A 14,901-nucleotide genomic window follows, 5' to 3' on the forward strand; every position below is an offset into this window, starting at 1 on the left:
CAGATCGGGGCAATCGCCGTGGCAGTGACACCAGTCAATCTGCCCCGGCAGTGAGTTCTCATTTGGCCGCCAACAAATATCCCTCGCTCAAATCATCGAGCGCCGTGCCGTTGATCGTCACAGAGCAGCGGTCCGCATCCACCTTCGAAACGGAAACCTGATATTTCCCGCTCGGCAGATCGAGCTCAGCGGAGAAGCCGTTCCATCCGGCCGGCAGGGCCGGCTTGACATGCAGGCGGCCGTTCTCCGAGCGGATGCCGAGGATGCCCTCGACTGCCACACGGTAGAGCCAGCCGGCCGAACCGGTGTACCAGCTCCAGCCGCCGCGGCCCTTGAGCGCACCCTCGCCATAGACGTCGCCGGCGATCACATAGGGCTCGATGCGATAGACGTCCGCAGACGATTTATCGAGCGAATGGTTGATCGGATTCAGCATTTCGAAGGCGCGCCAAGCGTCTTCGGCCCGACCCATGCGGGCGAGAGCCAGCACTGCCCAAGTGGCAGCATGGGTATACTGGCCGCCGTTTTCGCGAACGCCAGGCGGATAGGCCTTGATCACACCAGGATCGTTGACCGACTTGACGAAGGGCGGCGTCAAGAGACGGATGAACTTGCCCTCTTCATCGACGAGCTTGCCAAGGACCGCCGTCATCGCCATGTCGCTGCGTTCCGGATTGCCCTCGCCCGAAAGTACGCTCCAGGATTGGGCGATCGAGTTGATCTTGTCCTCTTCGGACTGGCTGGAGCCGAGTGGCGCACCGTTATCATAGTAGCCACGGCGATAATATTCGCCGTCCCAGCCGGCCGTTTCGATCGCTTCCTTGAGCTTGCCAAGATGCGTCGTCCAGTGGCTGACACGTTTAGTATCTCCGCGCGCCTCGGCATAGGCGATGAAGCGGCGCAGTGCGCCGGCCAGGAACCAGCCGAGCCAGACGCTCTCGCCGCGGCCGGCCATACCGACCCGATCCATCTTGTCACACCAGTCACCGCTCATCATCAGCGGCAGGCCGTTGACCCCGGTACGCTTGATCGCGAGATCGAGGCCGAGGGCGGCATGCTCGTAGAGCGATGCGGTCGTGTCCGAGATACGCGGCTGCAGGAAGGCGTCGTACTGACCAGGGCTGAGCTGCGCGCCTTCGACGAAGGGCAGCATCTCGTCCATGATCGCAGCATCACCGGTCGCCGTGCAATATTGATCGACCGCATAGGCGAGCCAGACCGGATCGTCGGAGATGTTCGTGCGCACACCGGCGCCGCTGTCAGCCAGCCACCAGTGCTGGAAGTCGCCTTCCGGGAACTGGCGTCGGCCGGTATTGAGGATCTGCTTGCGGGCGATCTCCGGTGAGTGCAGCAGGAAGGCCAGCGAATCCTGCAGCTGGTCGCGCAGGTTCCACGCGCCGCTCGACTGGTAGAAGGCGGTGCGAGCCATGATACGGCAGCCATAGGTCTGATAAGGCAGCCAGCTGTTGACCATGAAGTCGAGGCGCTGATCCGGCGTAGAAACACGCGTCTTGCCGGTAAAATTCTTCCAGAAGTCACGGGTCTGACCGAGAACCTCTTCGAAGCTCACGGAGCGGATCTCGGCAATCAAAGCAGCGGCGTCTTCCTGCGAGGCAGCATCGCCCATATAGAAGCAGATGTCGCGTACCTCGCCAGGCCCGATCGTCAGATCGAAGGCCATAGCGGCTGCCGGATCGCCATCGAGATCCAACGCGTTGGAGAGACGCGAGCCCGCCGAGACGGTGCGCGGCTGCTGGATCGTTCCGTGCCGGCCGATGAATTCGCGACGGCTTGTGGAAACGCTCGACGGCGTTTCGCTTGCCGCAAAGGCTGCGACACGCGTCCCGAAGCTCACGCTGAACGGATTGCTCGCGAAGACCGCCCCATTCGCGCTGTCATAGCTGGAGATAATGAAGGGCTTGCTCTTCGTCGGGTTGTTGCCGAGGATCCATTCGGCATAGCCATAAAGGCGCAGCTTGCGTGCCTCGCCCGCATCGTTGCGGATGCGCAACTGCGTCAGCTTGACCGACTTTTCCATATGCAGGGTCTGCGTGACCTCCAGGGCGATGTCATCCTGGACCGTCGAGAAGACCGAGTAACCGAGGCCATGGCGGGCTTCGAAGCGCGTGTGGGAGCGCTGCGCCAGAGACGCATAGGGCACGATGACCGAGCCGCGATCGAGGTCCTTCAGGTAGAAGGCTTCGCCCGGCCGGTTGGTGACCATGTCATTGGTCCAGGGCGTCAGCTGGTGATCGCGGGAGTTCTGGCTCCATGTGAAGGCCGCACCTTCGGCCGAAACATGGAAGCCGAAACTATCATTGGCCATGATGTTGACCCACGGCTGCGGCGTCTGCTCGCCGCCCGACAGGCGCACGACATATTCGCTGCCCTCGGCCGCAAAGCCGCCATAGCCGTTCCAGAAGGCGAGATCGGTGCCATCGGCCTCTACGGGCTCAGCAGTACCGCGGACCATCCTCGGCACCAGGGTCGAATCGCCCCACTGGCCGAGCAGCGCCGGTGATCCGGCAACGGAACGAGCCTTCTGCAGCTGGTCGATGAGACTGCCGTCGCGGCCACGCAGAACAACGCGCGAGGCAGCGATGATGGCGCCATATGCTTCCGGTGTCGTCAGGTCCTTGCGCAGTACATAGATGTTGCGCTGGATGCCGGCAATTTCGCTTGCATGGCGCGCCGCATCGCAGAGCTGGTCGATCGTGCGCTGCATTTCCGCAGCCGCCTCGCCGGCACGCTCGTTGAAGATCACGAGATCGACCTCGACGCCGCGCGATTGCAGGAGACCCTGAGCCCGCAGCAGTTCCTTGACGAGATCGGTGCCGAGTTCGTCGGTGATGCGCAGCGTCATCAGCGGCGCATCGCCTGATAGCGTTGCACCCCAGAGAACGGACTGCGACTTAAGACCCTCGCGAACCGCCTTGCTGTCGGCGCGCAGCGCCATGTCGGGATAGATGATGTAGCGCGCGAACCGTTGATAGGCGGCGGCCTCCTTCGAGTTGACGCCGATCTGGCGCAGCTGGCTCTGCGTCCTCGTCCAGGCCTGAACGAGGCCCTGGGCAAAGCTTTCCGGCTGGCGATAGTGCTCCAGCGCCGTTTCGAGTTCGGCGCGTTCGGCGGCCGCAATGGTCCAGAAAGTCACGCTGACCTTTTCGCCGGCCGGCACGCGAAGCTTACGGCGCAGCGACACACAGGCATCCATGGTGAAGCCGTCCGTGCCCGACAGCTTGGCATCCGGATCGAACGCAGCGGCTTCGGTCAGGGTACGGCCCCGGCCGAGGAAGCGCATACGGTCAGTCTCATATTGCGTCGGGGCATTTTCGCCTGACGTATCGACGATAAGCTGCGCGATGGTGACATCGGGATCGGTCAGGCCGCGTTTCTGGCGTTCGACGACGATCGCGTCGCCGGCAGCGGCAATCTCGGTCTTCAGGAACATGCGGGCAAAGACCGGATGGCCGGTATCGACGACATCGAGTGTCGCGACCGGTTCCATATAGGAGGTCACTTCGATGACGCGATCTTCAGTGCCGGTATTGGTGATCGTCAGACGGCGGCCCTCCGCATCGTGATCGCTCGCGACGAAGACTTCCATCTCGCTCGTCAGCTCACCGACGGTCTTGACGAACTCGGCCTTGTCGTCGCTGAAGCTGACGCGCACGTGTTCGTTGGCGATCGAGCGCGGCTCGGCCGTCGCAGACCACCATTCGTTGGATTCTGTATCACGCAGGAAGATGAAGGAACCCCAGCGATCCTCGGTCGGATCGGCACGCCAACGGTTGACGGAAAGGTTCTTCCAGCGGCTGTAGCCGGAACCCGTCGCTGTCAGCATGGTCGAATAGCGACCGTTGGACAGCAGCAGCAACTCGCGTTCGCGCGATGCCGGGTCTTCCAGGCGACGCACTTCCGGACGCATGAGGTCGCCCTGGATGGTAGCAGGCGCATCGGTTTCATGCTTGGCCGCCATGACAGGGATGTCGCGCGGTGCCTTTTCCTGCAGCAGCAGCTCGGCTGCCTCGATGACAGGATCAGCATGGAAAAGCTCACGCAGCATTCCATCGAAGGCGACGTTGGCGACGGCTGCGATCGACATGCCGTGATGGTGCGCATAGTAGTTATAGACCACGGCGCACTGCTTGCCCTCAGGCACGCGGTTCGGCGTGAAGTCGACGGCATCATGGAAGCCATACATGCCAAGCGCGCCGACAGCCCTCAGCCTGTTGAGGTTTTCGAGTGCGGCGACCGGGTGATACTGGCTCGCCAGCAGCGAAGCGTAAGGCGCAATGACGGCGTTCTGACCGAGACCGCGCTTCAGGCCGAGCGTCGGCACGCCAAAATTGCTGTACTGATAGTTCATCTGGTGGTCGCGGGCATTGAAGGCCGCTTCCGAAATGCCCCACGGTGTGCCGAGCTTGCGGGCATAGTTCATCTGTTCGAGAACGATCAGATTGTTGGTCTGGTTGAGAATACCTCCGCTGCGCTCCTGCATGACGAGCGGCGGCATCAGATATTCGAACATCGAACCGGACCAGGAGACCAGCGCCCCGCGCGGGCCAACCGGGACGACGTGACGGCCGAGCTTGTACCAATGCTCTGTCGGAAGGTCGCCCTTGGCGATGGAAAACAGGCTGGTCAGGCGTGCTTCCGAGGCAAGCAGGTCGTAGCAAGCCGCATCGACTTCTTCCGTCTCGACCCGGAAGCCGATCGACAGTAGCCGGCGCTCGGGGCGATAGAGGAAACTGAAATCCATGTCGAAAGCGATTTCGCGGGCCCGATTGCCGACGTGGATCAGCCGTTCGCTGATGACATCCACCTGCGAAGGATCGAAAGCCTTGTCGGTGAGATGAAGCTCGCAGGTTGCCACGAGCTTTTCCGCCCATTGGACGATCTCGTCGCTTTGCGCCGTCTTGACCTCTCGGTCGAGGCTGCCGGCAAGTTCGCGGATTTCGCGGGCCTGTCCGGCAAATCGCTCGATCAGGCCTGAGGAGAATTCCTTCTCCCGCTTGCCGGTGGCAACCGCCGTTTCGAGATCGGCGATCCGGCCATCGAGCCGATCGTGAAGGGATAGGACAGACTTGTCTTCTTCCCGAAGCTCGTTCAGCACCTCGCGAAGAATGGCCGCGACATCGCCAATGCCATCGAGATCGGTGTGAATGTGGGCAAGCGGAGCCTGCGCCCAGATCCGGCAGGCTGACGATACCGCAATCAGATGGCCGGCAAAATTACCGCTGTCGACCGATGACACATATCGGCGACCGAGCGGCTTCAGCGTATCGGTATGATACCAGTTGAAGAGATGGCCGCGATATTTCTCGAGCCTGTCGACGGTTTCGATCGTCTGTTCGATGCGCTTGACCGCATCCTCGAAGGAAATCCAACCGAAGCGGCGCGCCGAAATCACCGATAGAAGATAGACGCCGATATTGGTCGGCGAGGTACGCATGGCGACGACGGCATGCGGCGTCTGCTGGACATTGTCCGGCGGCAGGTAATGCTGACCGGGAACCACGAAGTGGTCGAAATACCGCCATGTACGCCTTGCGATCTTGCGCAATTCGTTGCGGACATTGTCCGGCACATCGAGCCGGTCCTCGGTTTCCGCCGTCTGGCTGACCGTCCAGGCGATAGCCGGCGAGAGGACCCACAAAATAACGAAGGGAAGGCCGACCATCCAGGCGCTGTCGCCGGAGGAAATGACGAAAAGCAATGCCAGGACGGCGAGCACCGGAGCCCGCCACATGACTTTGTAATGGCCGAGGATGGTCGTCTGAGCCATGGCCTGGGCGCTTGCGGCGGTGCGCCACTGCAGCATCAGCTTGCGGCTGACGAACAGGCGGTAGAGCGAGCGGATAATGGCGTCGGCCATGACGCAGGCGGTGTCGGCGATGAAGACGATGCGCATCGCCACCTGGGCGTTGGCATTCTCGATATCTTTCCAGACAGTATGCAGATGGGCCTGCAGGATAATATCGCTGGTGCGCGGGATGATGCCGTTGATCAGCGACAGGGTCGGTGCGACGAACAGGCTGAAGATCAAGAGGATCTGCCAGATGAGCGCACCGAGCGGGTCCATCCAGTACCAGCCGAGCACGGATGCCAGGAACCAGGCGATCGGCGTCAGCGAGCGACGCAGGTTGTCGAACATCTTCCAGCAGCCGAGCGCAGTGACGCCACGGCGATCGTCGAAGATGTAAGGCAGAAGCTGCCAGTCGCCACGCGCCCAGCGATGCTGGCGCGAGACTTCCACTTCGTAGCGGATCGGAAAGTCCTCGACCAGTTCACAGTCCGTCACCAGTGCGCAACGCGCCATCGAGCCTTCAAGCAGGTCGTGGCTGAGAACCGAGTTTTCCTTGATCCGTCCCTTCAGCGACGCTTCGAAGGCATCGACGTGATAGAGACCTTTGCCGGTGAAGGTGCCTTCGCCGGTAATGTCCTGATAGACGTCGGAGACGGCAAAGACATAGGGGTCGAGGCCGCGGTTGACCGAGAAGACGCGCTGGAAGGTCGATGCATCCTTGCCTGTCGTCAGCGACGGCGTCACACGGGGCTGAAGCACGCCGTAGCCATCGACCACCCGCTGTTTCCTGGCGTCGAAGACCGGGCGATTGATCGGATGATGCAGCTTGCCGACAAGCTTGGTCACGGTGTCTCGGACGACGCGCGTGTCGCTGTCGAGCGTCATGACATATTTCACGTCCTGCGGCACGACATCGGCGCCTGGCAGGAAACTCGTGTTCGGCTCGCCGCGCAGCAGCATGTTGAGCTCATGCAGCTTGCCGCGCTTGCGCTCCCAGCCCATCCAGGCGCCTTCGGCGGGATTATACTGGCGGCGGCGATGCAGCAGATAGAAGCGCTGCTTGCCGTCCTCGGCGTAACGTGCCTCCAGATTGGCGATCTTGCTCAGCGCATAGTCGAGCACTTCGAGATCGCGGGCATTCTGTTCTTCCTGCGCGTCCGGCCAATCGCTCAAAAGCGCGTAGTAGATTTCGCCGCGCGCATTGGCGAGATAATGGACCTCAAGATTGCGAACGAGTTCATCGACATGTTCGCGCTTGCCGATCAGGCAAGGGATGGTGACGAGCGTGCGGGCTTCCGCAGGCAGTCCCTTCTTGAATTCATAGCCGACAAGACGGTCGGGCGTGATGAAGAAGGTGGCGAAGAAGTTGAAGAGGCCCGTCGCGCCTTCGGATGCTGGAAGCGCGAACATCAGCAACAGCACGATCGTCGCAAAAAGCGGCATGCCGGCATCGACAAAAATCGCATCGGTGATGACCAGCGCCAGCAGCGTCAGCAAGAGAACAGGCGCGGCGATCGCCAGCCAGTTCAGCTCGCGGATTACGCGCATGAACCGCAGGCCAAGCGTCGGCCGGAAGCCGATCTCAGACTCCAGCGCCGGACGCCCGTTGCCGACGAAATAATAGCCGACATTGCCGGCAGAGGAAGATGGATCCTGGCTTCCTGCCTTTGCGCGGTCAGCCAGGCGCACGGCCGCCTCGGCGATATCCATTTCCGTCTTGTCGGAGCGCTTGGCAAGCTTTTCGATCTGGCGGCGGTAGCTGTTGCGAGAGCCGGAATCGAGCTCGGCATAATCCGTCTGCTGCCAGAGCAGCTTGTCGATCGTGCTGACCTCTTCGACCCATTCGGACCAGTCGGTGTCGTTGATCTCACGCAGGCTCTTGATGATGCTGCCCATCAGCGTATTGGCCGCGCCAAGACGCACCTGCTCGGCCGACATCACCGTTTCGGCATCGGTCCCCTTTGCCGCGAGCTTGGCCTCGAGCCAGCTCAGCGCAGCTTCGGTCGGCTCCAGCGCGTTACGCAGGCGATAATGCAGCTGGGTGACGAAGGTCGTATCATCGAGATTGGCAACCAGCGTCTCCAGGAAACCGGCGGACCCGGCATCACCGAGCGCAATCGCCTGGGTGGCCGCTGCATTGGCGCTGGTGCGCATTTCGCGGCTCTTGTCGACATGCGTCGCAACATGACGAAGGTTGTCGATGAGCACGTAACGGACGAGCGATGGCAGCGCCCAGAGTTCGCCGATGCGCAGCGTCTCCCTGTCCTGGAAGCCTTCCGTGACCGCGGCCATACCAGCATTGCTGATATTGCTATGCGCATGCGCCATGTAGAGCCAGGCAAGCGCCAGCGTGCGCGGCACTTCCGTTCCGTCAAGCTTGATCTTGCGCAGTTCGCGATAGAATTTCTTCGGAAAGTCACGACGGACTTCCTGGATGGCTTCTTCGACGATGTAGTGGTTGTCGAGCAGCCATTCGGTCGCCGGTGTGATGCTCTCGCCCGCATCGACATCCGCTGCAGCAGCGCGATAGACCCTAAGGATCTCGGCTTCGTTCTCCCGGTGACGCTGGAAGAAATCGAAATTCTTGAAGCTCGCCACGTCAAGGGCGCGGTTTTCCGCAAACTGCGCGGCCTTTACCCTCAGCTGATCATTCGACAGGAGAGCGGCGCGGATACCGAAATCGGGATCGGCGGCAGTTGCATGAACATTCGCGCCCGAAGCGCCCGTAATATTTTGAGAGGACATAGTGTTTTCTCTTCTACTGGGTTCGTGTCCGGCCGATGCATTCTTGCGGAACTGGATGCGAGAAGGGGCACGAGCGTTTCGAATTGGGCATCTTCATTGCTTTTGAGCGGGAGTTTACTTTCAAACGTGGATTGTTCGAAATGGCGGATAGTGGTCAATAGCGGCCGCAAAATGAACGGACGATTAATCGAACCGTTGGCCGGGTAAAATGAACCCCTATCGCCATGCCGCCGCGTCCATCACCGCCTCCGAAAAATGCAATCGACCAGGCGGAGCCACGGTGGCTTCGCCTGGTCGAATATCTGTTCGTGCTGTGGATTTAGGCTGGCAGCCGGACGCTTCTAGGCCGCCAGCGATTCATCAGCCGGGCCGAAGAACTCATAGTGGATGCGATCGCTGGAAACGCCAAGCGCCCGCAGGTTACTGACCATCGATCGCAAGAAGGGCTTTGGACCGCAAATGTAGAAGTTTGCCGTATCGATCGGCGTATTTGCTTCCAGCCATCCTCTGGTGATGAAACCATCCTCATCGTGAGAAAAACCGGCAACATCCCTGGCTGCGGGCTCGCTGTAGAAGGTGCTGACCGATACCCGACCGTGCCGCTGGGCAAGCGAGCGGACATGCTTGTCCATCGCATGCGTCGAGCTGTTCATGGCTCCGTGAACGAAATGGGCTTCGACGTCAGGATAATCGCCAGCGATCGCTTCCAGCATGCTGACCATCGGCGTGAGGCCTACGCCGCCTGACAACAGGACAATTACGCTGGTCGGCTCCTCAGGCAGGTAGAAGTCTCCGGCAGGCGGCGTGACCTTCAACACCGTGCCGACCGCGACGTGATCGTGCAGATAGCGCGAGGCGCCCTTGCCGTTCTCCTCCCGCTTGACCGAGATGCGATAGAAGCCCTGGTTCGGGCCGGACGAGATCGAATAATTCCGCTTCATCCGGCTGCCATCGGGCAGGCTGAGATCGAAAGTCAGATACTGGCCGGCACGATGAAGCGCGACGCCTTGCCCGTCGACCGGACGCAGGACGAACGATGTCACCACATCGCTTTCCTTGATTTTTTCGGCAACCCTGAATTCGCGCCAGCCGTTCCAGCCCCCTGCCCGCTTTTCAAGCTCGGCTCGTATCTGCTCCTCTCGTTCGATCAGGGTATCGGCAAGGAACCAGTAAGCTTCTCCCCAGGCATCAATCAGTTCCTCGTTCACCGCCTCACCTAATACCTCGCGGATTGCTGCCAGCAGTGATTTGGCGACATAGGGATAATGTTCGGAGAGGATATGAAAACCGATGTGCTTATGCGCGATCCTTTCGATGACGGGCAAAAGAGGCGCGAGGTTATCGATGTTCTGCGCATAACCGACGATTGCCGCCGCCAGCGCGTGAACCTGAGAGCCATTTTCACCGTGATTCGCCTGATTGAAGAGCGCCTTGATGTGCTCGTCCTTGAAGAGCAGCCCGTACATCGTCTTCGTTATGTCGCTCGCATGGGCGGCAACCGCCGGAGCACTCTGCTTCACCAGTTCAATGGTGCGTGCCGAAAGTGGGTTAGGCATGTTCTTTCCTTTCAATGCTATCAATATGGAGAGGGTCGCGATCGAAGAATTCGATCTGAAATTGAACAGGGCCGTGAAGCTCCAGGTGATGCTCCACCTCCGGCAGGACCCGGCCGATGTGATCGGGGCTTAAGGGGCTCACCGTCTGCCCTGTCACCAGGCGCATGCTGCCCGTCAGAACGCGGATGAGTGCCCAGGCGCCGGATTTGACCCGATGATTTTCGAGAAGTGCATTTGGCACAGTCGTTTCATCGAAGATCTTTGTCGTCTTGTATGGCTTCAGAGGTGGCGGTGCAGACTTTTCGGCCCGTAACTCAAGCATCTCCCCGGTCAGCGCCAGGTTCAGCCGCGAGGCAATCCGCCCCGCCTTGATCTGCATCTCTTGCGCGACCGCGAGCGGCAGCATCTCGTCTGTCGTCTCGCGCCAGATCGCAAGCCAGCGCTCAAACATGGCAGGTTCTATCTTGTCCGAATGAATCAGGTGGATCGCGACTGGATTGCCCTTGTATTTGCCAGTCGTGAGCATGAGCGAAGACCAGAATTCAGTCAGTCGCTGCAAATGCTCCGGCCAATCCGCCACCACCGCGAAAACCGGACCAAGCATCAGATCGCGCCGGACTTTCTCATAGAACCGCTCCAATACTGGCAGAATCTGGCTCTCCTGCAACTTGGCCGCATTCATCGCGTCACTCCATAATCATGCATCTGCAATGCATGTATACGCAGTCAGTAAAAGATGCTATTTGAATGCATCATTTCTTTTTGAGCGTTTTGACGCAGGTGCCATGAAGCTCACACGGTACACCGACTATGCGATCCGCGTGATGATTTACCTCGGATCACACGAGGGAGAGATCTCGTCCATCAAGGAGGTCGCTGACGCCTATGAAATCTCCCAGAACCATCTGATGAAGGTGGTTCAGGATCTGGCGAAAGCCGGTTTCGTGGAATTGATCAGGGGTAGAAACGGCGGAATCCGGCTCGGCCGTCCGGCCGCCTCCATCAATCTCGGTCGCCTGCTCAGACATACTGAGGGCCTTGACGATATTCTCGAATGCTCTTCCTGTTCCATCAGAGCCGGCTGCGGCATGCCGCCCATCCTGCGAGAGGCGACGGCCGCTTTTGTCGGCGTCTTCGATCGGTATAGCGTCGCCGACATCATAGAACGGAAAGACGTGCTGAGAACTCTCTTTGCCGCAGCATAGACTGTAGACTGCCGAAAGGCTGTCAGCTTTCAGGTGCTTCCGCGCATCTCGACATGCGGCTCGATCAACAGATGACGAGCCTCTTCGCGGCCATCAATCCTGCCGAGCAGCGTCTCTGCCGCTGTTCTGCCGAGTGCCGCGGCGTTCTGGTCCACGCTGGTCAGGCCGACGAGCGGAATGGCCGCCATCGGCGAATTGTCGTAGCCGATGATGGCGAGGTCCTCCGGAACCCGGATGCCGCTCATACGCGCGGCATTGATGAGGGGCACGGCATCGAGATCGGACCAGACGAAGACCGCACGGGGGCGGTCCTCTAAGGCCAGGAAATCATTGATTGCCGCCCGACGGTCAGCGCCTACCAACGGCAGGCGGATGATGCGGCCCTCCAGCCCCTCCGCCTTCATGCCATCCAGATAACCCTTCTCGCGCTGAAGAGCGACGATGGTCGGCGGCGAGTCGCCGAGGTCGTAGCCGAGCATTGCGATGTCTCGATAACCCCGCTGTAAGGCGGCTTGGACTGCCAGATAGGCGCCTCTGTGGTCATCGGAATTGACCGTGTCGTAGGTCTGGGCATGCGGCTCATGATGGGCAATCACCACAATCGGGATTTGCCGCGCATAGAGCTCAAGGATTTTGCCCGATATTCGCGGAGCGATGATCAACACGCCATCCATGCGGTTATCGATCATCGATTCGATCATCGATGCCTCGATCGGACTTGTAGAGCGGCCGATCCCGATCAGCGCCTTGAAGCCGCTCTCGGACAAGGTCGCATTGGCCTCCTCGATAACACCCGCCAGGAATGGGTTCGACAATTCGATGACCAGCATACCCACCGTTTGGGTGCGGCCGCGCATAGCCCGCGCCGCGACAGAGGGCCGGTAATTCAGCTTTTCAATCGAGGTCTCGACCTTTGTCCGCAAGATGTCGCTGACGCCGTAAGCGTTGCGAAGGACCTTCGATACCGCAGCAACGGAGACACCGGCATCTTGTGCCACATCGCGGATCGTTATCCGGTCCCTTGTCGCGTTAACGGTCTGATTTTTCATTCCAAATTGCCTCACTCTCAAGTGTTGGGAAATTATAGGCACAAAACCTCTTGCGCGGCAATTGAGAATGTAGAATGATATACATAGAACGATACACACTGAGCGACCGCTTGAGGAGATTGGCGGTTGAGGGAGGCTCTAAATGAAGACTGTTTCGGCCCACGGCATCGCCGGAGAAGACGGCCTCGCCGGTTCTGCTTTCCAGTTTACAGCGTCGATGATCGGCCCCTCCTGTGACGGCGGCCAGGCAACCGCAGGCACTTTCGTGTCGCGCGAATTCGCGCTCGATGCCATCCCCGCCGAGGCGACACTGCGCATCTCGGCACTCGGCCTCTACCGCGCCTTCATCAACGGCAACCGCGTCGGCACCGACCTCCTGACGCCCGGCTGGACCTGCTACGACGACCGGATCGCCTATCAAAGCTATGACGTGGCGAAGCTCTTGCAGCCCGGCAACAACCGTATCGAAATCTGGCTCGGCGACGGCTGGTATCGCAGCCAGCTGATGTGGGCTTCCAATCCAATCATCAATTGCTGGGGCGACCGGACGGCGGCAATCGCAGAATTGCGCGCCGGCGGTGAAACGCTTCTGAAGACGGATGACAGCTGGAAGAGCGGCTTCACCCCCGTTGTTCGCAACGGGATCTATTATGGCGAGGATTACGACGCTCGCATCCGTCCACAGGATAGTCACGGCGTCGATGTCCTCTCCTTCGACAAGGCTTTGCTCGTTCCGCATGAGACCGGCGCAGTCAAGGAACTGGCCAAGCTCTCTCCCATTGATCGCTGGACGGAGGCCGATGGCCGGGTTGTCTATGATTTCGGACAGAATGCCGGAGCCTATATCCGCCTGCGCCTTAAGGGTGCAGCCGGAACACAGGTGCGCGTCGAACATTCCGAAGTGCTCGGCCCTGACCGCTTCTTCGACAACCGCAATTATCGCGGCGCGCGTGCCGAGCTGATCTATACGCTCTCTGGACAAGCCGAAGAGGAATACGCGCCTCTCTTCACCTTCATGGGCTTCCGCTATGCGCGCATCACCCTGACAGGCCAGGTTGAACTGATCGCGATCACTATGGTGCCGATTACCTCGGTGCCAACAAGTGCCGGCGGCTTCACGTCAGGTGTTGCGGCCGTCAACCGGCTCGTCGACAATACCATTTGGTCGCAGCGTTCCAATTTCATTGAAGTGCCGACGGATTGCCCGCAGCGCGATGAACGCCTCGGCTGGACCGGCGACGCCCAGGTCTTTGCCGGAACGGCCTGCTGGCTTGCCGACAGCCAGTCCTTCCTCAGGAAGTATCTTCGCGATGTGGTCCACGACCAGCGTGCCGACGGCGCAGTCCCGCATTTTTCACCTGATCCGACGCGGCTTCACCCGGTCGACGGGCGCGGCGATTGGGCGGGCTCAACCGGCTGGGGCGATGCGATCACCATCATTCCCTGGCAGCTTTACCTGCATTACGGCGACAATGCCGTATTGGAAGAATGCTTCCCTGCAATGCTTCGCTGGCTCGATTACCTCTGGGGTATCTCGGATGGACCGATTATCCGTCCTCCGGCAGTCTGGGGCGCGCATGGCTTCACTTTTGGCGACTGGCTGCAACCGGTCGGAGATAACAGGAAGCCGCGCCCAACCGTGGCAGACGATTGCGCAGCGACCCTTTATCATTTCATTTCCACCCAGCTGACGGCAAAGATCGCGCGCATTCTGGGTGAGACTGTCGAAGCAGCAAGGCTCGACAAGCGCGCTGATGAAATCAAGGCCGCGTTCAAGCACGAATTCTTTTCGCCCTCCGGCCGCATTGCCCATAACGACCAGACGTCCTGGTCTTTGGCGTTTCTCTATGGCCTCGTGCCGCCGGAATATGAACCTGCTGCTCGTGACTATTTCCGCCGGGTGGCGGAAGAAACAGACGGCGTTATCGGCACAGGCTTCATCGGCACCCCTGCCCTTCTGCCGGCGCTGACCCGGCTCGGCATGCTGGACCTTGCCGAGAAGATGTTCCTAAACCGGAAGGTTCCGGGATGGCTGTATCAAGTCGAGCGCGGCGCGACATCGATCTGGGAGCGATGGGATGCGCTCGCCGAGGACGGCACGATCTATGATCCCGACATGAACAGCTACAACCATTATGCCTATGGCGCGGTATGCCAGTGGCTCTTCGAAGATGTCGCCGGCATCAAGCCGCTGGAAGACAAGCCAGGCTTCGAGGAAGTCGCCTTCGATCCCGCCATCCTGCCTGCTCTCTCGCCGGTTTCAGCCTGGCATGACACCCGCTTTGGCCGTATCGAAGCTGGCTGGACACTGGAGGGGGGGACCGTCACGTGTCGCTTACTGCTGCCGCAGGGCGTGACTGCGCGTCTGCAAGGTAAGGGCGAACGCAAGTCACTGAAGGCAGATGGCACCCTGATCGAGCAAGGTGAGGAGACCATGCTCGGTGCAGGAGAACATACGGTTACGTTTTCTATCTGATGCGGTTGCCCGCGGGTTTTCGATCCGCGGGCAAGCAGCCCAACGCATTCCGGTCTTCAAG

6 protein-coding genes are annotated in these 14,901 nt (G+C 60.2%); 2 read left to right on the plus strand and 4 right to left on the minus strand.

The annotated features are described in order from the left end of the window. Nucleotides 1–58 precede the first annotated feature (58 nt). From ACR9ZQ_RS34785 to ACR9ZQ_RS34795, 3 genes are all read right to left on the minus strand, one after another. Complete coding sequence (locus ACR9ZQ_RS34785; protein ID WP_481430030.1) at nucleotides 59–8,554, minus strand: glycoside hydrolase family 94 protein; 8,496 nt, start codon at nucleotides 8,552–8,554, stop codon at nucleotides 59–61. Between the two features lie 341 nt (nucleotides 8,555–8,895). Continuing rightward, nucleotides 8,896–10,110, minus strand: a complete 1,215-nt coding sequence (gene hmpA, locus ACR9ZQ_RS34790; protein WP_481430031.1) for an NO-inducible flavohemoprotein — start codon at nucleotides 10,108–10,110, stop codon at nucleotides 8,896–8,898. Further along, on the minus strand, nucleotides 10,103–10,792 hold the full coding sequence (locus tag ACR9ZQ_RS34795; RefSeq protein ID WP_481430032.1) for a TehB-like domain-containing protein: 690 nt from the start codon (nucleotides 10,790–10,792) through the stop codon (nucleotides 10,103–10,105). Before ACR9ZQ_RS34795 ends, hmpA begins: the two co-directional genes overlap by 8 nt. A gap of 103 nt (nucleotides 10,793–10,895) precedes the next feature. Here ACR9ZQ_RS34795 and ACR9ZQ_RS34800 point away from each other — a divergent pair, with 103 nt between their 5' ends. After that, the gene (locus tag ACR9ZQ_RS34800) at nucleotides 10,896–11,315 is read left to right on the plus strand and encodes an Rrf2 family transcriptional regulator (protein WP_481430033.1); all 420 of its coding nucleotides are present in this window, start codon (nucleotides 10,896–10,898) and stop codon (nucleotides 11,313–11,315) included. A 29-nt stretch (nucleotides 11,316–11,344) separates the two neighbouring features. Here the strand turns inward: ACR9ZQ_RS34800 and ACR9ZQ_RS34805 are convergent, their stop codons facing one another. After that, nucleotides 11,345–12,364, minus strand: coding sequence for a LacI family DNA-binding transcriptional regulator (locus ACR9ZQ_RS34805; protein ID WP_481430034.1), 1,020 nt, complete (start codon nucleotides 12,362–12,364; stop codon nucleotides 11,345–11,347). 142 nt (nucleotides 12,365–12,506) lie between these two features. Here ACR9ZQ_RS34805 and ACR9ZQ_RS34810 point away from each other — a divergent pair, with 142 nt between their 5' ends. After that, the gene (locus ACR9ZQ_RS34810) at nucleotides 12,507–14,840 is read left to right on the plus strand and encodes a family 78 glycoside hydrolase catalytic domain (RefSeq protein ID WP_481430035.1); all 2,334 of its coding nucleotides are present in this window, start codon (nucleotides 12,507–12,509) and stop codon (nucleotides 14,838–14,840) included. The last annotated feature ends 61 nt before the right edge of the window (nucleotides 14,841–14,901 follow it).

The organism is Rhizobium sp. KNZ14-9A, from assembly GCF_056755015.1.